The organism is Streptomyces sp. PKA51, assembly GCF_057552455.1.
The window spans coordinates 1-23,457 of the sequence record NZ_BAAJPZ010000005.1 but is presented as its reverse complement, the minus strand read 5'-3'; the positions used below and the strand labels follow the sequence as shown (position 1 = coordinate 23,457).

The following is a 23,457-nucleotide window of genomic DNA, read 5'->3' as shown; positions in this document are numbered from 1 at the left end:
CTGCGGCGGCAAGCGGTTGCATCGTGCGGGCACGCCTTGCTGAAAGAACCTGCAAGTGAGCCACCCCCCACCTGGAGGCCTCGTGCCCCGAAGAATCGTTTCATCGGTGCTGGCCCTGGTGGCCGGCACGGCCGTCGCCGTGGTGCCCCAACAGCCGGCGGCCGCCGCCGCTCCCGGCGGCAAGGACGTCACCGCCGTCCTCTTCGAATGGGACTTCCCCTCCGTCGCCCGCGAGTGCACGCACACCCTCGGCCCCGCCGGCTACGGCGCCGTCCAGGTCTCCCCGCCCCAGGAACACGCCCAGGGCCCCCAGTGGTGGACCTCCTACCAACCCGTCGGCTACCGCATCGCCGGCCGGCTCGGCGACCGCACCGCCTTCGCGAACATGGTCGACGCCTGCCACGCCGCCGGCGTGAAGGTCGTCGTGGACGCCGTCGTCAACCACATGGCGGCCGGCGCGGGCACGGGCACGGGCGGCACCCCGTATACGAAGTACTCCTACCCCGGCCTGTACGAGAGCCAGGACATGGACGACTGCCGCAGCGTCGTCGGCGACTACCGCGACCGGCACAACGTCCAGGACTGCGAACTCGTCGGCCTCGCCGACCTCGACACCGGCGAGGAACGCGTCCGCAACCGCATCGCCGGCTACCTCGACGACCTCCTCCGGCTGGGCGCGGACGGCTTCCGCATCGACGCCGCCAAGCACATCCCGGCCGCCGACCTCGCCGCGATCAAGGGGCGGTTGAGCCGGCCGGACGTCTACTGGAAGCAGGAGACCATCTTCGGTGCGGGAGAGGCCGTGCAACCGGAGGAGTACCTCGGCACGGGCGATGCCCAGGAATTCCGCTACGCGCGGGACCTGCGCCGGGTCCTCCTCGGCGAACGGCTCGCCTACCTGAAGAACTACGGCGAGGGATGGGGCTACCTGCCCGGCGACCGGGCCTCGGTCTTCGTCGACAACCACGACACCGAGCGGGGCGGCGACACCCTCAGCTACAAGGACGGCGCGAACTACACGCTCGCGTCCGTCTTCATGCTCGCCTGGCCCTACGGGTCGCCCGACGTCCACTCCGGCTACGAATTCACCGACCGCGACGCGGGGCCGCCGCGGGGCGGCGCGGTCACCGCATGCTGGCAGGACGGCTGGAAGTGCCAGCACGCCTGGCCCGAGATCCGCAGCATGGTCGCCTTCCGCAACACGGTGCGCGGAGAGACGGTGCGGGACTGGTGGGACAACGGCTACCAGGCGATCGCCTTCGGGCGGGGGAGCAAGGGGTACGTGGTGATCAACCACGAGGCGTTCGCGGTGACCCGGACCTTCCGGACGTCGCTGGCGGCGGGCACGTACGTCGACGTGCAGAGCGGGCGCCGGGTGACGGTGGGGGCGGACGGCACGTTCACGGCGACGGTGGCGCCGAACACGGCGCTGGCGCTGCACGTGGGTGCGCGCGGGTGAACTCTCCCCAGCCCCGCCCTCTCCCCGTCTCCCGGGGGCTCCGGCCCCCGGACCCCCGGTCCTCAAACGCCGGCCGGGCTGGTTCCGGCACCCGCCGGGGTCCGGGGCGCAGCCCCGGGAAACGGTGAAAGGGCGGGGCCGGGGAGCCCCCCCGTTCCGAGCTCAGCCGAAGGAGACCGTTCGTGAGAAGACTTGCTGCCGTCGCGGCAGCCCTGGGCGTCGCCCTGGCCCTCGCCGGGCCCGGCCGGGCGCAGGCCGACGCGGCCCCCGCCGACGCCCGCGTGTTGTGGCTCGACCGGCACACCGTCGCCTGGCCCAAGGGCCTCGGTGATCCCGCGAGCCCGCATCGCCTCGTCCACGACCGCGGGTCGTTCGCCCTCACCCGTGACACCAGAACGCTCCCCGGCTACGACGCGTACCGCCTCGACGCCGGCGTCGAGGCCGAGCGCACTGCGCTCACCGGCGCGCTGCGCGCCGAGGCCGGTGGCGGCGTCGTCACCGGCGTCCAGATACCCGGCGTCCTCGACGACCTCTACGGCACCGCCGCCGCGAAGGCGCAGCTGGGGCCCGTGTTTCGCAACGGCCGGCCGACGCTCGCCGTGTGGGCTCCCACCGCCCGCCGCGTGGCGCTGGAGTTGGACGACCACCAGCGCATCCCCATGCGCCGTGACGCCGCCACCGGCGTGTGGAGCGTGAGCGGCCCCGCCTCCTGGAAGGGCAAGCGCTACCGCTACGCGGTCACCGTGTACGCCCCCGCCGCCCGGGGCGTCGTCACCAACCTGGTCACCGACCCGTACTCCACCGCCCTGACCGCCGATTCGGCCCGCAGTGTGGTCGCCGATCTCGCCGATCCGGCCCTCGCGCCGCGCGGCTGGCAGCAGTTGCGCAAGCCGAAGGCCGTGCCGTGGCGTACGGCGCAGATCCAGGAGTTGCACGTGCGCGACTTCTCCGTCGCGGACCGCACGTCCGCCCACCCGGGCCAGTACCTCGCGTTCACCGATCGCGCCTCCGCCGGCATGCGGCATCTGAAGGAGCTGGCCGACGCCGGGACGTCGTACGTCCACCTGTTGCCCGTCTTCGACTTCGCCACCGTGCCGGAGCGGCCGGCCGACCGGCAGGTGCCCGGGTGCGATCCCGGTGCGCTGCCGGCCGACTCCGAGCGGCAGCAGGAGTGCATTGCGCGGACCGCCGCCCGGGACGCCTACAACTGGGGCTACGACCCGCTGCACTACACGGTGCCGGAGGGCGGTTACGCCTCCGACCCGGACGGTCCCCGCCGGACGCTGGAGTTCCGGCAGATGGTGCAGGGCCTGTCGCAGGCCGGCCTGCGCACCGTGATGGACGTCGTCTACAACCACACGGCCGCCTCCGGCCAGGACCCGAAGTCCGTGCTCGACCGGATCGTGCCCGGCTACTACCACCGGCTCCTCGACGACGGCTCGGTGGCGAACTCCACCTGCTGCGCCAACACCGCGCCCGAGCACGCGATGATGGGCAAGCTCGTCGTCGACTCGGTCGTCACCTGGGCGAAGCAGTACAAGGTCGACGGCTTCCGCTTCGACCTCATGGGCCACCACCCCAAGGCCAACATCCTGGCCGTGCGCCGGGCCCTCGACGCCCTGACCCCGGCGAAGGACGGCGTCGACGGCAAGGCGATCGTGCTCTACGGCGAGGGCTGGAACTTCGGCGAGGTCGCCAACGACGCCCGGTTCGTCCAGGCCACGCAGAAGAACATGGCCGGCACCGGCATCGCCACCTTCTCCGACCGCTCGCGCGACGCGATCCGCGGTGGCGGCCCCTTCGACGCCGACCCGCGCCTGCAGGGCTTCGCCTCCGGGCTGTTCACCGCGCCCAACGGCGCGCCCGGCAACGGCACCGCCGACGAGCAGCGGGCCCGGCTGCTGCACGACCAGGACCTGATCAAGGTCGGGCTGACCGGCAACCTCGCCGGCTACCGCTTCACCGACTCCTCGGGCCGCGACGTGCGGGGCTCGGACGTCGACTACAACGGCTCGCCCGCCGGCTACGCCGCCGCGCCGGGCGACGCCCTGGCGTACGCCGACGCCCACGACAACGAGAGCCTCTTCGACGCCCTCGCCTACAAGCTGCCGCAGTCCACCCCCGCCGCCGAGCGGGCGCGCGCCCAGGTCGTGGCCATGGCCACCGCCGCGCTGTCCCAGGGCCCGGCCCTGAGCCAGGCCGGCACGGACCTGCTGCGCTCGAAGTCCCTGGACCGCAACTCCTACGACAGCGGCGACTGGTTCAACGCGATCCACTGGGACTGCGCGGACGGCAACGGCTTCGGGCGCGGCCTGCCGCCCGCCGCCGACAACGCCGCCAAGTGGCCGTACGCGCGGCCCCTGCTGGCCGACGCGGCCCTGCGGCCCGGCTGCGGGCCGATCACCTCCGCCTCCGCCGCCTACCGGGACCTGCTGCGCATCCGGACGACCGAGACGGCCTTCGCCCTGCCCACGGCCGAGGCCGTGCAGGAGGCGCTGTCCTTCCCGCTGTCCGGCAGCAGCGAGACGCCGGGCGTGATCACCATGCGCCTGGGCGACCTCGTCGTCGTCCTCAACGCGGCCCCGCAGCCGCAGCGCCAGCAGGTCGCCGCCCTCGCCGGCACGGCGTACGCCCTGCACCCGGTGCAGGCGCGCGGCGGCGATCCGGTGGTCAAGGGCGCCTCCTACGAGGCCGCGACCGGCACCTTCGCCGTGCCGGGGCGCACGGTCGCGGTCTTCCGCCGGGGCTGAGGCGCGGGGCACCACGTGCCCGCAGGCAGGGTGCCGTGCTGCGCCCGGGCCCCGGGGTGGTGCCTCGACTGTGGGCCGTCGGTGGCCGATCGCGCAGTTCCCCGCGCCCCTGACGGGGCACTGCACCAGCCCACGGCGCCCCTGTAAGGGGCGCGGGGAACTGCGCGACAAGCCACGACGCACCCGCAGGCGGGACGCCGTGTCGCGCCCACGCGGCGGCCGCCGCAGGTCGGCACTGCCCCGCGCCCCCGACGGGGCGTCGTGGTGGCGCGTGACGAAGATCCGCCGGACGCGCCTAGCGCAGTGGCGTGATCCTCGTGCCGTCCGTGAGTCGGCCGGCGACCTCGACCTCGGCGCCCTCCCGGGCCGGTACGGCCAGCAGCGGTCCCTGGGCGCTGCCGCGCACCGCGCCCGTCGCGGAGACCGAGGCGACGCTGCCGCCGCCTGCGGCGAGGGCGTACCAGGTGCCGCCCGGCGCCTTCCACAGCGCGCCCGCCAGAACGTGCGGCTGCCGGGAACCACAGGCGGGGGAGTCCTCGGTGCGGGCGACGAGCGCGCCCGGTGCGCCCGGGCGGGTCTGCGGCGCCTGGAACTGGACGAGGACCCGGCTGCCGGTGCCCCGCCAGGTCTCGGCCCGGGTGCAGGACCACTGCGCCGTGCCGGCCCCGCCGGGCAGGACCTGCGTGGCGTACTCCCAGGCGTTGACCGAGCGCACGCCCTGGCCGCGCACGTGGGACAGGTGGCAGGCGGTGTGCGCCCACTGGGCGCGCTCCTTGCCGTCGGTCACGTCGTGCGGGGCGGCGGGGGCGCCGGAGGTCAGCCGGGCCGGGAGCAGCTCCCCGAGGTCGGTGACCAGGTGGTCGCCGAGCTGCAGCGCGGTCCAGCTGTGGCAGTCGTTGCCGGAGTTGCCGTTGGGGGCGCTGCTGCCGGCGGGGCTGGGCACGGCGTCGATGACACCGGTGGCGTCGCGGTGCAGCGGCTGCGGGGCGGCCTTCGTATCGAGCAGGTCGCGCACGGCCGCCGTCGTCACCCAGGGGGCGGTCAGATAGCGGACGTTGCCGTCGGTGCGGCCGACGACCAGGGCGGTCGCGGTGCCGGTGTCGGCGGCGTCCGCGCGGCCGAAGTCCAGGGCCGCGGACGTGGTGTCGCCGCTGCGGGCCTCGGCGTAGCGCACGACGCGCAGGCCGTCGAAGAACAGCACGACGACCGCCGCGTCCACCTCGCCGGCGTACAGCAGCTGCGGCGGGCCGGCGGCCGGGCCCGTGGGCGTTCCGGGCGTGGCGGTGACCTGCACCGTGCCGCCGGGCCGGGCCCATACCGCGAGCGCCCGGCGCAGCAGCTCGCGGTCTCCGGTGCGGTTGCCGCGGGCGGGCCAGACGGCGAAGCCGCGGTGGTCGGCGGTCTGCCAGGCGGTGGGGGCCGCCGTGGTCAGCCGGGCGGGGTCCAGGGCCTGCTCGGCCGCCGCGTTGCGCGCGTACGGCGGTGCGGCCGCCCCGTCCCGGCCCCAGCCGCCGTCGGGCAGTGCCACCAGCGTGCCGCACACGACCAGCGCCGCTGCGGCCGCCAGCGCCGCGCGCACGTGCTGGCGGCGGCGCATCAGGTCCGTCGGCCGGGCCTGCAGGGTGCACGGGTCGAACTCCACGGACTCCAGCAGCGGCGCGTCCCGGCTGCCGGGCGGAACGCGCACGCCGTCCGCCTCCATCAGCGCCGCGGCCGGGTCGGGCACGCCGGCCGCGGACAGCAGGCGGCGGACGTCGCGGTCGGCGGGCACCTCCAGGGCGCGCAGCACGTAGGCGGCGCGGCCGGGCGCCGACAGGGCCGCGAGCGCCTGGTCGAGCGCCAGCTCGTCGGCCCCGCCCGAGCGGGGGAACAACCGCAGGCCCCACACCTGGGGAAGCAGCGGCGGCAGCTGCTGCAGCCGGCGCGGGCGGGGGGCGAGGGCGGCGGTGAGCACGCGCTGGCGCAGGTAGGCGTAGCCGGGGTCGTCGCCGGGCGCCGCCCCGCCGCGGGGCGGCGGAACGGCGGGCGCCGTGCCCCCGCCGCCGGCCCGGCCGCGCGGCAGCGCCCGCTGCACGAGCGCGTGCGCGGCCAGCACCCGGCGGCTGCGGCCCAGGGCGGGCGGCAGCACGAGGTAGGCGAGCCGGACCAGGCGCGGATAGTGCTCGAGCAGGGCCGCTTCGGCGTGCTCGACGTCGACGGGGACAGGGGCCAGTGTTGCTTGCTGCTCCACGTTCGTAGAACGAGTGAGTGGTGCGGAGGTCACTCGTGTGGGGGTGGCGGGCCGCGGCGTGGCCCGCGCCGGAGGTCGCCTCTAGGCGACGCAGCGGGCGCGGATGCGGTCCACCAGGGCGTCGGGGACGCCGAGGCCCTCGCGGACGTACGCGGCCACCGTGCCGTACGTCTGGTGCATCGCCTCCAGGGCGGCCGCCAGGTACGCCGCCCGCACCCCGAGCAGCGCCTCGACGATGTCCGGGTCCCCGCCGGCGCCCGTGAAGCGGTCGATCGCCCCCGCGAACGCCTCCCGCACCGCCGGCGCGACCCCCAGGTACTCGGCCTCCACCGCCGCCGCGTCCGCGCCGAGCAGCATCAGCAGCACGCTCGCCGCCCAGCCCGTGCGGTCCTTGCCCGCCGTGCAGTGGAAGAGCAGGGGGCCGCAGTCCGGCTCGGCGAGGGTGGTCAGCAGCAGCCGGTAGGCCTGGCAGGCGGACTCGGAGGTCACGAAGGACCGGTACAGGTCGCACATCAGCTTCTCGGCCTTGCCGCCGCCCAGGTGCTCCTCGGCCATGGTGGGGTTGCCGAGGACGTCCTCCAGCCGGGCGGCGGGCACGGCGCCCTCGCCACGGGCGCGCTGTACGCCGGCCAGGACGTCGGCGACGATCAGCCGGGAGCCGTCGGGCAGCCGGTCGGGGTGGGCGAGGCGCTCGTGCTCGGTGCGCAGGTCGATCACGGTCTTGATGCCCAGGGCGGCCACGACCGGGTCGGCCACGGGGTCCAGGCGGTCGAGCTGGCCGGAGCGCAGCAGCAGACCCGGGCGGACCGCGGAGTTGCCGGCGAGGGCGATGCCGCCGAGGTCGCGGAGGTTGGTGATCGTCGAGGCGTCGAGCTGCTGCGGCATGGGCCGGTCTCCCTGGGGCTGCCGTGATCTATCGCATTTTCCGCCTTTTATTGTGAAGAACGGCGGCCGAGTCCGCGACGCCGCCCCCGGGCGAGCGCCGGTCCCAGGGCCGCGCCCAGGAGCAGGGCGACGAGGTGCCCGGCGTCGGTGAAGGTGACGCGGCCGCGCCCGCGCAGCAGGGGCCGCACGCCCAGGGCGAGCAGGGCGGCGCAGGCGGCGGTGCGCGTTGGGCGGTGCGGTACGGCGGTGGCGAGGGCGCCCGCGACGGCGTTCAGGCCGTAGCTCACGCCGACGTCCGTGGCGGAGCGGGTGGCCGGGCCGGCGTGCCGGGCGCGCAGGGCGCCGTAGACGATCAGGGATGCGCCCGCGTGGCCCCAGAGGAAGGCGGCCGCCGCCCACCACGCGCCGTAGGTGTACTCGGCGTAGCCGAGCACGGCCAGGAGCAGCAGCGCGTACGGCAGGTCCATGGGTGCCTCGACCAGCAGGGCGCTGGTGACGAGGGTGTCCCAGCGGCCGGCGGCGAGGTTGTCGACGTTGGTGGAGCACCGCAGCAGCAGGCGCCGGCGCGCGTCGGGCGTGAGCAGGCGCCGCACGGCGTACGCGCCCAGCTGGACGCCCCCGACGTAGGCGGGGGCGAGACGGGGTGCCCGGGCGCCCGGGGTGGTGGTGTGCACCGGCCCATGCTCCACCGCGGGCGCCGGGGTGCGCCATGGTCTGTGCAGGGGGTGGCCTTGAGGGGGCCTTGAGGGGAGATCGTCCTCTAGAAGTCGGCCGGGGGAGCGTACTTGTAGCCGACCCGGCGCACGGTGACGATCGACGAGCGGTACTGGGGGCCCATCTTGCGGCGCAGCCGGGCCACGTGGACGTCGACGGTCCGGCCGTCGCCCACGTGCCCGTAGCCCCACACGGTCGTCACCAGCTGGTCGCGGGTGTGCACCCGGTGCGGGTGGGCGACCAGGTGGGCCAGCAGCTCGAACTCCAGGTAGGTCAGGTCCAGCCGCCGGCCGGCCACGCTGGCCGTCCGCTGCTCGGGGTCGATGGAGACCAGGTGGTCGCCGTGGACGGCCGGTGCGGCGTCCGGTGCGGGCTCCTGCGGGCCGGCGGTCCGCAGGAGGGGCTCGTCGGCGGGCACCAGCACCAGGTAGCCGACCATCGGCGGGCGGCCCGGCAGCACCGGCAGGGCGTGCTGGGGCGCCGGCAGCCAGGTGGCCCCGGCGTGCAGCAGCTCGGCGACGGGTGGCAGCTCGTCGGGGGCCACGGCGCGCAGCCGGTGACGGCCGGCGGTGCGGGGGGCGTGGGCGGGCTGCGGTGCGGAGGGGGCCAGAGTGCGGACGTGAGTCATGAGGCGGGCTCTTTCGCGCGGAAGCCGTCGAGAGGACGTGCATGCGCGGGCCGCTTGGCCGGCACCCGGGGCCGGCGGCTGACTTCGACGGAAGGGGTCAGCGAGAGGAGTGGGCCTGCGCGAAGGATGCGCGACAACACACTCGGTCGAAGTCGTGGTGCTGGCGGGAAGGCCAGAAGGGCTCGAGGTCGCTGCGACCCGTCGCGCTGTTCCGGTAGCTGGCCATGCCCCTATTGAAGCACGGTCCGTCGCGCGCGAGCAGTCCGGCCGGAGGCGATCTGTGCAACTCCGGCCGGATCTTGACGAAGATCGTTCCGGCCGCTAGCGGGCGGTGGCCCTGCGATCGGTTGCCGGTGGCTCCCCGATCAGTTGCCGGTGGCCCCGGCGATCACGGGGTAGTGGTCGGAGAGGTTGGTGTAGGTGTACGGCTTGCCCCAGCTGGAGACCGTCCAGGGGGCCGACTGCTCCTTGATCACCGTGTTCCGCCAGCCGGCCGGGCGGGCGTGGCCGTTGCGGTGCAGCACGTAGTCGAGGTCCTCGCGCGGGTCGGTGGGGTAGCGGTAGGCGGCGATCGAGTTCTCCTTGGTGTCGAAGGAGTACGGGTGCCCGGCGCGCTCGTCGGCCGGGGCGAGGTCGCCGTCGGCCAGCATCGAGCGGTACTCGGCGCTGCGGGAGTCCACGTTCAGGTCGCCGGCGAGCAGCACCTGCTCCCCGGCCGGGATGTTCTTGGCGTCCAGGAACGCGTCGATCTGCTTCAGCTGCCGGGAGCGGTCGGTGGCCGCCTCGCCCGCGGCGCACCCGCCGTCGGTGGACTGCAGGTGCGTGCCCACCACGTGGACCCTGGTGCCGTTCACGTCCAGCACGACGTAGGCGAAGCCCTTGTTGGACCACCAGTCGGCGCCGCACGCGTCCTTGTAGATCACCTGCTCCTTGCGCAGGACCGGCCACTTGCTGAGCACGGTGACGCCGCCGTCCTCCGGGGTGGTGGCGGAGTAGTTGCCGCCGGTGGCGTCCCAGCCGTCCTTGCTCCGCCCGACGACCGGCGTCTGGTACGGGTAGCGGTCGGCGGCGCGGGACTTCAGCTCGTCGGAGGCGGCGTTGTCGAACGCCTCCTGCAGCACCACCACGTCGTTGCCCTGGAAGAAGTCCGCCGCGGCTATCTCCTGGGCCCGGTGCTGCTGGCCCCAGTTGGGGTAGAGGCGGGTGCTCATCAGGAAGGTGTTGTAGGTGAGCACCGTCAGCTGCGGGGTGCCGGCCGGGACGCCGGCGTCGGTGCCCGTGGCGTGGGCCTGGCCGGTGGTGAGCGCGGCGGTCAGGGCGGTCGCGGCGGCGACCAGGGCGGCGGATCGGACGGTGCGGGCGAGCGGCACGGCTGCTCCCTGAGGGGTTCGGCGGGTGGAGGGTGCGCGGGCCGTCGTGGCAACGGCCCGGCACATCCCACCAGTTGCCGTTAGCACCCGGTGGCGCTCAGGTTGCCGCCGCGGGAAGGGCAACCCAAGAGGTGGCGCCGCGCCCCTTCAGGACGACGGCTGCCGCCCGGCCAGCAGCTCGCCGACGATCCGGGCGACCTTGGCGGGCGGGGGCAGGGTGGGGTGGTTGTTGAAGGTCCGCGAGACCACGTCGTAGCTGTCCTGCCAGTCGGGCTCGGCCACGTACTGGCCGTCCTCGCGGATCTGGGCGATGTTGCGTTTGACCGACGGCTTGTTCCACATGTCGCTGCCCATGTGCGGGAAGAACACGACCGGGAAATTGGCGCCGAGAATTACTGTCGAAAGGCGGTTCGTGGCGGCACCGGTGGCCGCATTGGAGAGAATGTTCGCGGTGGCCGGGAGAACGACCAGGATGTCGTGGTCGCCGACCAGCCTGGAGGGTTTGTCGGTCGGCCAGTCCGCCGGGGATTCCCCGCTGATGACGCGCTCGGCGGAAAGCTGCACGGTGTGCGCCGGCAGGAAATGGGTCGCCGTGTGCGTCATCAATACGGTGTAGGTGCCGCCGAGCTCGCTGCGCAGCGTGCTCAGGTACTGCGGCAGCATCGTCACGGCGATCGAACCGGTGGCGCCGACGAGTATGCGCGGCCCCTGTGACCCAGGTGTCCGGTGTTCAGTCATAGGGCCGATGATGCATGCCAACTCCGAGGCATACAAGGGTGCTTCACGGTCGCATGGCCCCGGCGCCCGGCCCGCTCCCGGGCCCGCGGCAAACCGTGCTGGTCGGGGCCGTCAATGGCGCGACAAGAGCGTCGGGAAGTCATGGATGTAAGGGGCATGCGCGGTCTGCTATTAGCAGTGCTTCGGCCCTCATAAGCGCTTTGCATAAGTCGTGGAAAATGATCTGTTCAAGGAAGTGGAAGGGCGCTTCCTGCGAGGTCAACCGGCCCGGAAAACAAACCGTGTTGAACGATCTTGTCTTTGCTCTGATCGTGTGCATACGATGTGTGCCGATGAGGTGATCTAGCCGGATCGCGGTGCGGCCGGTCGGCACCTGGTGCGCATGCCCGGGCCGCGGCAGTCGCCTCGGTAATCCATGCTCATGCCCTTTCGCCTGTGAATTGCGTTGCGGCACGTGACGTTGTCGTCGTAAGTCGTCGAGAAAAGCACGCACGAGAGGCACGGAGATTTTATGGAAGACATTTTCGCCGCAATGGAGACCGGTGCGCTGCCCCGCACCGAGCCCCGGCCGGCCGAGCGCCACGAGCCCTTCCCGCTGACGGACATTCAGCAGGCGTATGTGATCGGACGCCACCGCGGCCTCGAACTCGGCGGCGTCTCCAGCCACTTCTATTACGAGTTCGACACCCCCGGGCTGGACGTTCCACGGCTGACCGAGGCCCTGCGCAAGGTCGTCGAACGGCACGACATGCTGCGCGCCGTCACCGACTCCGAGGGCCGGCAACGCGTGCTGGAGCACGTGCCGCCGTACGAGATCGCCACCACCGACCTGCGCGGCGCCTCCCCCGGGGAGCGGTCCGCCGCCCTGGAGCGGATCCGCGCGGAACTGGCCGAGCAGGTCCTGCCCACCGACCGGTGGCCGCTGTTCGACGTCCGCGTCACCCTGCTCGACGGCGGCCGCGCCCTGCTGCACCTCAGCGCGGACCTGCTGTTCACCGACGTGCGCAGTCTCTCGCTCATGCTCACCGAATGGCGCCGCCACTACGACGACCCCGCCCATGAGCCCGAGCCGCTGGAGCTCACCTTCCGCGACCACATCCTCGCCGAGCGGGCGCTGCAGGAGGGACCTGCCGGCGAGGAGGCCGCCGCGTACTGGCGCAAGCGCCTGCCCGAGCTGCCCCCGGCACCCGACCTGCCCCTGGCCGCGACCCCCGAGGAGATCGGCCGGCCCTCCTTCGTCCGCCACCGCGCCGTCCTCGACCGTGAACTGCGGGCCCGCCTGCAGGACGCCGCCCACCGCCGCGGCCTGACCCTGTCGGCCCTGCTGCTCACCGCGTACGCCGAGGTGCTGCGCGGCTGGTCCAAGCGGCAGGACTTCACCCTCACCACCACCCTGCTGCACCGCACGCCGCTGCACCCGCAGACCGACCGCATCATCGGCGACTTCCTCGCGCCCAGCCTGCTGGCCGTCACCGGCGGCGCCGGGCAGACGTTCGCCGAGCGCGCCGCTGCGCTGCAGCAGCGGCTGCGCGAGGACCTGGCCCACACGGCGTTCGGCGGCATCCGGGTGCTGCGCGAGCTGACCAAGCTGCAGGCCGACGGCCGCAGCGCCTCGCTGCCGGTCGTCTTCTCCAACACCCTGGACGCCCGCCCGGCCGCGGACGGCGAGGGCCTTGCGGCCTTCGGCGAGCTGGTGCACAGCGCCAGCCAGACCCCCCAGCTGTGGCTGGAGAACCAGATCTCCGAGGAGGCCGGCAACCTCGTCGTCACCTGGAACGCCGTCGAGGGCCTCTTCCCGCCCGGCGTCCTGGAGGCGATGTTCGACGCCCACCGGGACCTGCTCGACCGGCTGGCCGGCGACGACGCGGTGTGGGAGCGCACCGGCGGCCTCGTCCCGCTGCCCGCCGCCCAGGCCGAGGAGCGCCGGCGCGTCAACGACACCGCCGCCGACATCCCGCCGCGCCTGCTGCACGAGCTCGTCGGCGAGGCCGCGGCCCGCCGCCCCGACGCGGTGGCCGTCCTCGCCGACGGCGAGGAGGTCACCTTCCGGCACCTGACCGAGGACGCGCACCGGCTGGGCCGGCGGCTGCGCGAGTCCTGCGGCGCCGAGCCGAACCGCATCGTCGCCGTCTCGATGCGGCCGGGCGCCGCCCAGATCTCCGCGATCCTCGGCGTGCTGCACTCCGGCGCGGCCTACGTGGCCATCGACCCCGAACTGCCCGAGCAGCGGCGGCTGAAGCTGCTGCGCCAGAGCGGGGCCGAGGTGCTGGTCACCGAGCCCGCCCTGCGCGAGGACCTGGCGTGGCCCGAGGAGCTGGACGTCGTCACCCTCGACGACGAGGAGACCCGCAGCAGCAGTGCCGAGCGGCCGGAAAGCGTCCAGGGCCACGACGACCTGGCGTACGTCATCTTCACCTCGGGCTCCACCGGCGAGCCCAAGGGCGTGATGATCTCGCACCGCAGCGCCGCCAACACCGTCCAGGACATCAACCGGCGCTTCGGCGTGGGCGAGCAGGACCGCGTCCTGGCCCTCGCACCGACGAACTTCGACCTGTCCGTCTACGACATCTTCGGCGTCCTGGGCGCCGGCGGTGCCGTGGTCGTGCCCGACCCCCGCCGCGCCAACGACGTCACCCACTGGTCGGAGCTGGTCGACCGGCACGCGGTCACCCTGTGGAACAGCGTGCCCGCGCCCATGCGGATGTGGGCCGACGCGCTCGGCGACGCGGGCGCCCCGCGCGGCAACAGCCTGCGCCTGGCCCTGCTCAGCGGCGACTGGATCCCCACCGACCTGCCGGACGCGATCCGCAAGCACTTCCCGGCCATGGAGGTCATCAGCCTCGGCGGCGCCACCGAGGGCTCGATCTGGTCCATCCACTACCCGATCGGCGAGGTGCCGCAGCACTGGAGGTCCATCCCCTACGGCAAGCCGCTCGCCAACCAGACCATGCACGTCCTCAACGACCGGCTCGAACCCTGCCCGACCTGGGTCACCGGTGAGATCCACATCGGCGGCACGGGCGTGGCCCTGGGCTACTGGGGCGATGCGACCCGCACGGCGGAACGCTTCATCGTCCACCCGGTCACCGGCGAGCGCCTGTACAAGACCGGCGACCTGGGCCGCTACCTGCCCGGCGGCGACATCGAGATCCTCGGCCGCGAGGACTTCCAGGTGAAGATCAACGGCTACCGGGTCGAACTCGGCGAGATCGAGGCCGTCCTCGACCGCCAGGCCGGCGTCCGGCACGCCGTGGTCACCGCCCCCGCCCACCCGCGCACCGGACAGCGCCAGCTCGCCGCGTACCTCGTCCCCGAGGCGCCCGGCGCCCTCCCTCAGGCGGCGGCCCTGCGCGAGGCGGCGACCGGCGCCCTGCCCGGCTACATGGTGCCCAGCCACTACATCACCATCGACGCGCTGCCGCTGACCGCCAACGGCAAGATCGACCGCTCGGCGCTGCCCGCGCCCTGGAGCGACGGCGAGGCCGACAGCCGCACCGCGCCGCGCGACGCGATCGAGGAACGGCTGCTCGCCCTGTGGTCCGAGCAGCTCGGCCACGACGACTTCGGCACCGAGGACGGCTTCTTCGACGTCGGCGGCGACTCGCTGCACGCGGTCGGCATCATCGGCCAGCTGCGCGCCGAGTTCGGCATCGGCGCCGACGCCGAACAGGAAATCATCGAGGGCCTGTTCATGAACGCGACCGTCTCGGCCTTCGCCGACATCATCCGGTCGATCAAGGAGGCCGGAGCATGACCCCGTCGACCGGCGCGCAGGACACCGGCGCACAGGACACCGACGCCTGGGACCACGTGGTGGTCGGTGCCGGCTCCGCCGGGATCGTCACCGCCACCCATCTCGCCCGCAGCGGCGCCCGGGTGCTGCTGCTGGAGGCCGGCGGCGACCAGCCGGCCCCCGGCGCCGACAACCCGCTGCGCGACGCCAGCAAGCTCGTCCTCGACGGCTTCAACTGGGACTACCGGGCCAACCTGCGCGGCAGCGACCGCCTCGACGACCTGCTGCGCACCGGCGCCCCCCGCACGGCCCCGGCCGACGCGGAGGGCCGGCGCACCCGGGCCCTGTGGTCGCGCTTCCCCTACCAGCTCGGCAAGGTCGTCGGCGGCTCCTCCGCCGTCAACGGCGCGATCGCGCTGCGCGCGCTGCCCCGCGACTTCGACGCCTGGGTCGCCGCCGGCAACCCCGAGTGGTCCTGGGAGCACGTCCTGCCCTACTACAAGGAGATCGAGGACGACCCCGGCTTCCCCGGCCCCCTGCACGGCGAGGACGGCCCGCTGCCCATCCGCCGGCCCGAGCGCGCGCACCTGCACGAGCTCGACGCCGCCTTCTGGGACGAGTGCGCCCGCCAGGGCCTGCCCGACCTGCCCGACCTCAACGCCGGGCAGGAGCGCGGCGTGGGCCCCGTACCGTCCAACGCGATCGACGGCGTGCGCATCGACGCCGCGACCGCCTACCTCGCCCGGGCCCGCGACCTGCCCAACCTGCGCATCCGCACCGGCCGCCACGTCACCCGCGTCCTGTTCGAGGGCACCCGCGCCGTCGGCGTCGAACTGCTGGAGGGCGACAGGCCCGTGACCGTACGGGCCGGCAACGTCGTCCTGAGCGCCGGCGCGATCGGCACCCCCGTGATCCTGCTGCGCTCGGGCGTCGGCCGCGCCGACGTCGTCCGCGCCCTCGGCCTGACCTGCGTCGCCGACCTGCCGGGCGTCGGCGAGAACCTCAGCGACCACCCCTCGGTGGTCGTCTGGTCGCAGCCCGAGGAGGGCGTGTGCACCCCGGGCCTGCCCTGGCGCCAGGTCGTCGCCCGGATGTCCAGCGGCTTCGACGACGACACCGACATCCAGGTGGGGCTGCTGAACAACGTCGAGAGCGCCACCATCCCCGGCTTCGTCGACCGCCTGGGCTGGCCCATGGTCGTGGGCATCTCGGTCATGCTGATGCGCCCCGCCTCCCGCGGCCGCGTCTTCCTGGAGGACGCCGGCCCCCTCGGCCGGCCCGTGATCGAGCTCGGCATGGGCTCGGACCCCGAGGACGTCGAGCGGCTGAAACACGGCGTGCGCCGGGCCTGGAGCATCCTGCGCTCGCCCGGCCTCGCCGGACGGCTCGCCCGCACCCAGTTCTGGACCGACGCCATGGTCGCGAACGACCGGGTGCTGCACAGCGGCGTCCGCAACATCATGAACCCCGGCTGGCACGCCACCGGATCGGCCCGCATGGGCCCGGCCGACGACCCGGCGGCCGTCGTCGACCAGGACGGCCGCGTCCACGGCACCGAGAACCTCCGCGTCGTCGACGCCTCCGTCTTCCCCGCCATCCCCAGCGCGCCGACCAACCTCACCACCCTCATGGTGGCCGAGAAGATCGCCGCCGGGGTGAAGGAATGAGCCCCGCCCGGCCCGCCCCGGGCCCCGTACGGCTCTACTGCTTCCCGCACGCCGGCGCCACCTCCTCCGTCCACCGGCCGTGGGGCCCGCTCGCCGCCCCCCACCTGCAGATCGTGGGCGTGGATGCGCCCGGGCGCGGCACCCGCAGCCGGGAGGAGCGCCCGGCGGACTTCGCCGCCCTGGTCACCGCCATGGCCGAGCACCTGGCCGACGACCTGGCCCGCGCCCTGCAGGAGGACCCCGGCCTGCGCTGGGCCACCTTCGGCCACAGCTTCGGCGCCATGACCAGCCTGGCCGTGGCGGACGCCGCCGCCCGCCTGACGGGGCGGCCGCCGCTGCGGGCCGTGCTGTCCGCGGCCCTGCCGCCGCGGCTGCAGCAGCCCGACACCACCGACGACCTCACCGACGACCAGCTCCTGGAGAAGATCGCCGCGGACGGCGGCACCCCCGCCGGACTGCTGTCCAACAGCGCCATGAGCGCCTACCTGGTGCGCCTCATGCGCGAGGACTACGTGATCCGGCGCCAGTTCCCGCAGCACGCCGCGCTGCGCGTCGCCTTCCCGCTCACGCTGGTCGCCGCCCGCGACGACGCGTACGTCACGCCCGCGCAGATGTGGCAGTGGGCCGAGCACACCACCGCCGCCTGCCGCCGGGTGGAGATCCCCGGCGGTCACTTCGCGGCCGTCCGGGACCCGAAGGAGATCGTCGCGATCGTCACCGAGGACCTCCTCGGTGCGGGGGAGGAGCAGGGATGAAGCACCACCTGTACGAGGCGCAGCACGAGGAGTTCCGCGCGCTGTGCCGCGAGTTCCTCGCCCGCGAGGCCGTACCGCACCACGAGAAGTGGGAGCAGGAGGGCATCGTCGACCGCGCGGTGTGGCGCAAGGCGGGCGAGGCCGGGCTGCTGGGCATCGGCGTCCCCGTCGAGTACGGCGGGGGTGGGGAGGAGGACTTCCGCTACCCGGCCGTCCTCTCCGAGGAGCTCATCCGGGCCCGGGTCACCGCCCCCGGGTTCGTCGCCCACAACGACGTCGTCGCCTCCTACCTGGCCGCCCGCACCACCGAGGAGCAGCGCAAGCGCTGGCTGCCGGGGCTGTGCTCGGGCGAGCTGATCGCGGCGATCGCCATGAGCGAGCCGGAGGCGGGCTCCAACGTCGCCGACATCCGCACCACCGCCGTGCGCGACGGCGACCACTACGTCCTCAACGGGCAGAAGACGTTCATCACCAACGGCGAGAACGCCGACGTGGTGCTCGTGGCGGTCAAGACCGCCCCCGACCGCGGCGGCCAGGGCATCAGCCTGCTGGTCGTCGAACGGGACACCCCCGGTTTCAGCCGCGGCCGGCGGATGGCCAAGCTCGGCTGGCAGGCCTCCGACACCTGCGAGCTGTTCTTCTCCGACTGCCGGGTGCCGGTGGCCAACCTGGTCGGCAAGGAGAACGCGGGCATGGCCTACCTGATGGCCGGGCTGCCCCGCGAACGCCTGAGCATCGCCGTGGTGGCGGTCGCCGCGGCCGAGCGGATCCTGGCCGACGCGCTGGAGTACGCCCGCAGCCGCAAGGCGTTCGGCCAGCCCATCGGCAGCTTCCAGCACAACCGCTTCCTGCTCGCCACGCTGGACACGGAGGTCACCATCGCCCGCGTCTTCCTCGACCACTGCATAGCGGAGCTCAACGCCGGCCGGCTCACCGTCGCCGACGCGGCCAAGGCCAAGTGGTGGACGACCGAATTGCAGGTGGAAGTGGCCAACAAGTGCCTGCAGCTGTACGGCGGCTACGGGTACCTCAAGGAGAGCCCCATTTCCCGCGAATGGGCCAACAGCAGGGTGCAGACCATCTACGGGGGGACCACGGAAATCATGAAGGAACTCATCGGTCGCTCGCTCGGCCTGTGAGCAGCGCGCCGTGCCTGCGCACGGCAGGAAAGGACGGACAGCCAGATGGATCCTCTCGACGAGGTGAATCCCCCCACCGGCGCGGCGGGAACGGGCCGAGCCGCCCGCCGTGGCCCGGAGCCCGGTCTGCCGGCCACGCCGGACGGACTGACCGTCTCGGTCGCCACGCAGGAGGACTGGAACCATGTGATCGCCTGGGCCGACGGTGAACGCTGGAACGTCGGCCGCGGGGACGCGGCCCTGTTCCTGCCCACCGACCCGGGCGGCTTCTTCGTCGGCCGCATGGAGGGCCGGCCGGTCTCGGCCATGTCGGTCGTCAACTACTCGGCCCGGTACGCCTTCCTCGGGCACTACCTCGTCGACCCCGCCTTCCGCGGGCGCGGCCTGGGCCTGGCCACCTGGCAGGCCGCGGTGCCCCACGCACGCGGCCGCTCGCTCGGCCTGGACGCGACACCGGCCCGGCAGGACGACTACGCGAAATCCGGCTTCGTGTCCTACTACGACACCGTGCGCCACACCGGGCGCCCGCAGCGGGCGGGCGCGCCGGGGCCGGGCGCCGTGCCCGTCACCGGCGAGCACCTGGCCGCCGTACTCGCCTACGACCGGCAGTACTTCCCCGCCGACCGGGGCGACTTCGTCCGCCGCTGGCTCGCCGCCCCCGGGCACGTGGCGTACGCGCGGCTGAGCGACGGGCGGCTCACCGGCTACGGGGTGATCCGCCCGGCCAGCGGGGCCCATCGCATCGGTCCCCTCTTCGCCGAGTCCCGCGAGGATGCCGAGGTCCTCTTCGACGCCCTCACCGCGCACCTCGGCCCCGAGGACGAGGTCTCCCTCGACATCCCGGCGCCGCAGAAGGAGGCGGGCGCGCTGGCGATCGACCGGGGGCTGGCGGCGGAGTTCCACACGGTGCGCATGTACAGCGGTCCGGTGCCGGCCAGCCGGGCGGAGCAGGCCTTCGCCACCACCACGCTCGAACTCGGATAACCCACCACAGGACAAGGGAGGTGCCCCCGTGGCAGAGAAGACCCCCACCCTCTACGAATGGGCCGGCGGCATAGAGGCGCTGGAACGGCTCACCGAGGAGTTCTACAAGCACGTGCGCAAGGACGAGCTGCTCGCCCCGCTCTTCCAGTACATGACCGACGACCACCCCCAGCACGTCGCGGCCTGGCTGGCCGAGGTCTTCGGCGGCCCGGCCCTGTACACCGAGCAGCTCGGCGGCTTCAAGCGCATGATCCGCAGCCACCGGGGCCGCTCCATCCGGCCCGAGCAGCGCACCCGCTGGGTGCAGCTGATGACGGAGGCCGCCGACACCGTGGGGCTGCCCTCGGACCCGGAGTTCCGCTCGGCGTTCATGTCCTACATCGAGTGGGGCTCGCGCCGGGCGATGGCCAACTCCCAGCCGGACGCGCCGCCCTCGCGCCGCGAGACCGTGCCGATCTGGGGCTGGGGCGAGGCCCCGCCCGGCATGCCCTGAGCAACGCCACGAAGGTGCCGGGCCCGCCGTCCTCGACGGCGGGCCCGGCACCTTCGCAGGTCCTCGGGGCAGGTTCCCGGGCGGGTCAGCGCCTGGTGCAGGCGCGGGCGGTGTGCACGGTGACGGCGGTGAGGTAGAAGGCGTCGGGCCGCCAGAGGATGCCGGTGCAGGCGTCGCCGTCCACCAGGCACTCCAGCGTGCGGCGGTCCTCCTCGTCGAGCCGGTCGCCGATGTGCTCGCGCCACTGCTCCAGCAGCCGGTACAGGTGCTCGCGGGCCGGCAGGTCCAGCGGCGCCGGGTGGTCGACCAGGAACGTACGGCTCCCGGTGGGCACCAGCCCGGCGCGGGCCAGCATCGCCGGCCAGTCCTCCACCGTGCGCTCGTGGCCGGGCAGCCGGGCCCGCAGGCTGCTGAACTCGTCCTCCAGGGCGGCGTCCAGGCGGGCCTGCAGGCCCGGCCGGCCGATGCCGATGTCGCGGGGCAGGAACCGGGGAGGCAGCCCGCGCTCGGCCACGGCCAGCACGCCGCCCGGGCGCAGGGACGCGGCGAGGGCGTCCAGCGCGGCCTGCTGGTCGCCGAGGTGGTGGACGGCCTTGCTGGCCCAGATCACGTCCGCGCCGCCCAGCTCCCCGAAGTCGCCCGGCAGGTCGGCGTGCTGGGTGATGACGCGGCCGGTCAGATCGGCCCCCTCCGCCCGCGAGCGGGCCCGCTCCAGCAGGCCGGGGTCCCGGTCGACCGCGACGATCTCGGCGCACGGGAAGTACCGGGCGAGCAGGCAGGCCACCACTCCCGGCCCGCTGCCCACGTCGAGGACGCGGCCCACCGCCGCGGCGGCGGCCACCTCGTCCCCGCCGCACAGCAGCCCCCGCAGCCAGCCCATCGCCTGTTCGAGGTAGGGCAGGTGCAGTCGGGCTTCGCGCTCCAGTGCGTCGGCCAGGGCATCCCGGTCGATGTCCCCGGCCTGATGTGGATTCATGGGCCTTACCTGCTTTCCGGGAGAGGGCGGACTGCGAGGGACGTGCCGGGGCGGGGGCGGCGCGCCGCCCTCAGCCGAGGTAGGGGGCGAGCGTCCGCATCAGGACGGCCTTGGGGGCGGCGCCCACCCACTGCTCCTTGCGCTTGCCGTCCTCGTAGACGATGAAGGCCGGGATGGAGGAGACGCCGTGCTCGATGGCCAGGGCGGTCTCGTCGTCCACGTTGACCTTGACCACGTCGAGCTTGTCGGCGTTCTCGGCGGCGATCTGCTCCACGATCGGGCTCACCATGCGGCACGGGCCGCACCAGGGGGCCCAGAACTGGATGAGGACGGGCTTGTCGGACTGCAGCACACGGGAGGGGAACATCTCCTCCGTGAGGGCGTCGACGGGGGACGGGCGCATGAGGGCGGTCTCCTAGGCGAGGAAAGGGAACAACAACGCGTTCCGGGTGGTGAATTCCGGCGGTGAAGGGGTCCGGTCAGAGCCGGAAGGACGGCTCGGCGGCCGCCATGGCGCGGCGCTCCTCGACGGCACGGGCGACGTCCTCGTCGAGCAGGTCGTGGTTCAGGGCGAAGCCGGCCGCGGAACCCTGACCGGCCGCCGTCACCACCTGGGCCCGCGGGTCGGCGACGTTGCCCACCGCCCAGACGCCGAAGACGCTGGTCCGGCCGGTGGCGTCGGTGACCACCCAGCCGCCCGCGTCCTTCTCGCAGCCCAGGTCGGTCAGCAGGCCGTCGCGCGGCACCATGCGCGGGAAGACGAACACCGCGCTGCGGGGCACCACGCTGCCCTCGGCCAGCTCCACGCCGCGCAGCTTGTCGTCGTCCACCACCAGCCACTTCACGGTGCCCTCGGCCAGGCGGATGTCGCGGGCGGCCAGCCGCTCGCGGTCCTCCTCCGTCAGCTCCATCGTGTGCGGGAAGAAGACGACGTCGTCCGACCACTGGCGCAGCAGCAGGGCGTGGTTCACCGCGTTCGGGTGGGTGCCGAGCACGCCGATGGGCTGGTCGCGCACCTCGTAGCCGTGGCAGTACGGGCAGTGCAGCAGGTCCCGGCCCCAGCGCTCGCGCACCCCGGGGATGTCGGGCAGCTCGTCGCGCAGCCCGGTGGCCACGACGATGCGGCGCGCCTTGAGCACCGGGCCGCCGGCCAGGTGGACGTAGAAGCCGGGGGCGATGTGGTCGACCTGGGCGTCGATCAGCTCCACGCCGTAGCTCTCCACCTCGGTGCGGCCCACGTTCAGCAGCGCCTCGGGCGGCATCCCGTCACGGGAGAGGAAGCCCATCATGTGGGAGGCCGGGGCATTGCGCGGACTGCCGGAGTCCACCACCGCCACCTTGCGGCGGGACCGGCCCAGCAGCAGGGCGGCGTTCAGTCCGGCCGCGCCGCCTCCGACCACCACGACGTCGTACACGGAGCCGTCGGCTGCCTGGTTGTTCATATCGCTCACGGCGATCACCTCCGCGCACAGCGTGCGACCGCCATCCTGTTGCGGCAACATTTGTTGCCGTTTTCGGAACGGGTGCGGTGCAATGCCCTCGTGCACCCCTCAGAAGCGATCAACGAAGCCCTCGCCGAGGTCGGCCCCCGCCTCAAGCGCCTGCGCGTCCAGCGCGGGGTGACGCTGGCCGCGCTCTCGGAGGCCACCGGCATCTCCAAGAGCACCCTCTCCCGGCTGGAGTCCGGGCAGCGCCGGCCCAGCCTGGAGCTGCTGCTGCCCATCTCCCAGGCCCACCAGGTGCCCCTGGACGAGCTCGTCGGCGCCCCCGAGGTCGGCGACCCCCGCATCCGGCTGACGCCCAAGCGCGTCAACGGCAACACCGTGCTGCCCCTGACCCGCCAGCCGGGCCCGCTGCAGACGTACAAGATGGTCATCCCGGCCACCCACCGGACCCCGGAGATGTGCACGCACGAGGGCTACGAGTGGCTCTACGTCCTCTCCGGCCGGCTGCGGCTGATCATGGCCGACCACGATCTGACCCTGGGCCCCGGCGAGGCCGCCGAGTTCGACACCCGGCTGCCCCACTGGTTCGGCAGCACGGGCGAGGGCCCCGTCGAGGTCCTGAGCCTCTTCGGCCGCCAGGGCGAGCGCATGCACGTGCGGGCGAAGCCCAGGGGCCGCGGGTGAGACGGCGCGGGTGATACTCGGGGCATGGAACACGCCCTGGAGTTACCGCAGTTCGACCACCTTCTGCACTGCGTCCCCGACGTGGACGCCGCGGTGGCCGCCTACACCCGCGCCGGCCTGCCCGCCCACGCCAATCCGCCCCACCGCGGCTTCCGCAACGGCGCCTGGCGCCTGGACGCGCGGTACGTGGAGATCCTCACCGTCGAGGACCGCGCCGCGTTCGAGGCATCGCCCTACGGCGAGGCGATGGCCCCCTGGATGCCCCGCATCGACGCCCTGCTCGCCGCGGGCGGCGGGGCGCTGAACTTCGCGGTCCACGTCGCGGACGTGACGGCGACGACGGAGCGCCTGCGGCGCCAGGGATACGCCGTGGACCTGCACACCTTCGCTTCCGAGGGCGCACCCGTCTCCTTCGCCGAGGCCGTGCTCACGGGCCCGGACACCCCGCCGTGGGCGCCGTTCTTCATCACCTACACGCCGGACCGGGAGACGATCTTCCGCGAGTACCGGGCCGCCACGACCCGGCGCGGCCCGCACGACCTGGCCGGGTTCGTGATCGAGACCCCGGACCCGGCCGCCGCAGCGGCCCTGCTCGGCGCGCTCACCGGCATCCGCGCCGACGACGGTGCCACGGCACCGGTCGTCCCCCTGCCCGGCGCCCACGTGCACTTCGCCGAGGGCCCGGCGGACGCCGTCACCGCCCTGCTGCTGACGGACGGCGGCACGCCGGGCGCGCCGGAGATCGCCGGGCTACGGCTGACGCATCAGATGCGGTCGGCGGCGATGAGGAGGTAGTGGAAGCTGCCT

The 23,457-nt window shown here is 73.8% G+C and carries 18 protein-coding genes and 1 pseudogene; 10 read left to right on the top strand and 9 right to left on the bottom strand.

Annotated features, from left to right (window positions below; all coding sequences use genetic code 11):
- Positions 1-82: 82 nt before the first annotated feature.
- Positions 83-1,453, top strand: a pseudogene (locus tag AC27L3_RS09410) (alpha-amylase); the annotation flags it as partial.
- Positions 1,454-1,641: 188 nt separating this feature from the next.
- Positions 1,642-4,209, top strand: a complete 2,568-nt coding sequence (pulA, locus tag AC27L3_RS09405) for a pullulanase-type alpha-1,6-glucosidase (protein ID WP_487233534.1) — start codon at positions 1,642-1,644, stop codon at positions 4,207-4,209.
- A 295-nt stretch (positions 4,210-4,504) separates the two neighbouring features.
- Here the strand turns inward: pulA and AC27L3_RS09400 are convergent, their stop codons facing one another.
- The 6 genes from AC27L3_RS09400 to AC27L3_RS09375 form a co-directional block, all read right to left on the bottom strand.
- Positions 4,505-6,439: a hypothetical protein gene (locus AC27L3_RS09400; RefSeq protein ID WP_487233533.1), complete on the bottom strand. Its 1,935-nt coding sequence runs from the start codon at positions 6,437-6,439 to the stop codon at positions 4,505-4,507.
- Between the two features lie 81 nt (positions 6,440-6,520).
- Positions 6,521-7,324 (bottom strand): tyrosine-protein phosphatase, encoded by an 804-nt coding sequence (locus AC27L3_RS09395; protein ID WP_487233532.1) that lies wholly within the window; start codon positions 7,322-7,324, stop codon positions 6,521-6,523.
- A 47-nt stretch (positions 7,325-7,371) separates the two neighbouring features.
- Entirely contained in the window at positions 7,372-7,998 is a 627-nt protein-coding gene (locus AC27L3_RS09390) for a rhomboid-like protein (protein WP_487233531.1), read from the bottom strand.
- Between the two features lie 86 nt (positions 7,999-8,084).
- Positions 8,085-8,666 (bottom strand): winged helix-turn-helix domain-containing protein, encoded by a 582-nt coding sequence (locus AC27L3_RS09385; protein WP_487233530.1) that lies wholly within the window; start codon positions 8,664-8,666, stop codon positions 8,085-8,087.
- A 365-nt stretch (positions 8,667-9,031) separates the two neighbouring features.
- Complete coding sequence (sph, locus tag AC27L3_RS09380) at positions 9,032-10,036, bottom strand: sphingomyelin phosphodiesterase (protein ID WP_487233529.1); 1,005 nt, start codon at positions 10,034-10,036, stop codon at positions 9,032-9,034.
- A 147-nt stretch (positions 10,037-10,183) separates the two neighbouring features.
- Entirely contained in the window at positions 10,184-10,774 is a 591-nt protein-coding gene (locus AC27L3_RS09375; protein ID WP_487233528.1) for a flavoprotein, read from the bottom strand.
- Between the two features lie 511 nt (positions 10,775-11,285).
- On the opposite strand from AC27L3_RS09375, the gene AC27L3_RS09370 reads away from it, so the two are divergent.
- Genes AC27L3_RS09370 through AC27L3_RS09345 form a run of 6 tightly spaced genes read left to right on the top strand, consistent with a single transcriptional unit; the run spans position 11,286 to position 19,545 of the window.
- Positions 11,286-14,528 (top strand): non-ribosomal peptide synthetase, encoded by a 3,243-nt coding sequence (locus AC27L3_RS09370; RefSeq protein ID WP_487233527.1) that lies wholly within the window; start codon positions 11,286-11,288, stop codon positions 14,526-14,528.
- Positions 14,525-16,174: a GMC family oxidoreductase gene (locus AC27L3_RS09365; RefSeq protein WP_487233526.1), complete on the top strand. Its 1,650-nt coding sequence runs from the start codon at positions 14,525-14,527 to the stop codon at positions 16,172-16,174. Before AC27L3_RS09370 ends, AC27L3_RS09365 begins: the two co-directional genes overlap by 4 nt.
- Positions 16,171-16,929, top strand: a complete 759-nt coding sequence (locus tag AC27L3_RS09360) for a thioesterase II family protein (RefSeq protein WP_487233525.1) — start codon at positions 16,171-16,173, stop codon at positions 16,927-16,929. The genes AC27L3_RS09365 and AC27L3_RS09360 overlap by 4 nt, the downstream gene beginning before the upstream one ends.
- The gene (locus tag AC27L3_RS09355; RefSeq protein ID WP_487233524.1) at positions 16,926-18,068 is read left to right on the top strand and encodes an acyl-CoA dehydrogenase family protein; all 1,143 of its coding nucleotides are present in this window, start codon (positions 16,926-16,928) and stop codon (positions 18,066-18,068) included. Before AC27L3_RS09360 ends, AC27L3_RS09355 begins: the two co-directional genes overlap by 4 nt.
- Positions 18,069-18,113: 45 nt before the next feature.
- Positions 18,114-19,052 (top strand): GNAT family N-acetyltransferase, encoded by a 939-nt coding sequence (locus tag AC27L3_RS09350; RefSeq protein WP_487233523.1) that lies wholly within the window; start codon positions 18,114-18,116, stop codon positions 19,050-19,052.
- A gap of 28 nt (positions 19,053-19,080) precedes the next feature.
- Complete coding sequence (locus tag AC27L3_RS09345) at positions 19,081-19,545, top strand: group II truncated hemoglobin (protein WP_487233522.1); 465 nt, start codon at positions 19,081-19,083, stop codon at positions 19,543-19,545.
- An 85-nt stretch (positions 19,546-19,630) separates the two neighbouring features.
- Here the strand turns inward: AC27L3_RS09345 and AC27L3_RS09340 are convergent, their stop codons facing one another.
- The 3 genes from AC27L3_RS09340 to AC27L3_RS09330 form a co-directional block, all read right to left on the bottom strand.
- Complete coding sequence (locus tag AC27L3_RS09340) at positions 19,631-20,521, bottom strand: class I SAM-dependent methyltransferase (protein WP_487233521.1); 891 nt, start codon at positions 20,519-20,521, stop codon at positions 19,631-19,633.
- Between the two features lie 70 nt (positions 20,522-20,591).
- On the bottom strand, positions 20,592-20,924 hold the full coding sequence (gene trxA / locus AC27L3_RS09335; RefSeq protein ID WP_344434647.1) for a thioredoxin: 333 nt from the start codon (positions 20,922-20,924) through the stop codon (positions 20,592-20,594).
- Positions 20,925-21,000: 76 nt separating this feature from the next.
- Positions 21,001-21,963 (bottom strand): NAD(P)/FAD-dependent oxidoreductase, encoded by a 963-nt coding sequence (locus AC27L3_RS09330; protein WP_487233871.1) that lies wholly within the window; start codon positions 21,961-21,963, stop codon positions 21,001-21,003.
- Between the two features lie 99 nt (positions 21,964-22,062).
- On the opposite strand from AC27L3_RS09330, the gene AC27L3_RS09325 reads away from it, so the two are divergent.
- Both AC27L3_RS09325 and AC27L3_RS09320 read left to right on the top strand, forming a co-directional pair.
- Complete coding sequence (locus AC27L3_RS09325) at positions 22,063-22,650, top strand: helix-turn-helix domain-containing protein (RefSeq protein WP_487233520.1); 588 nt, start codon at positions 22,063-22,065, stop codon at positions 22,648-22,650.
- 24 nt (positions 22,651-22,674) lie between these two features.
- Positions 22,675-23,445, top strand: a complete 771-nt coding sequence (locus tag AC27L3_RS09320; RefSeq protein WP_487233519.1) for a VOC family protein — start codon at positions 22,675-22,677, stop codon at positions 23,443-23,445.
- Positions 23,446-23,457 lie beyond the last annotated feature (12 nt).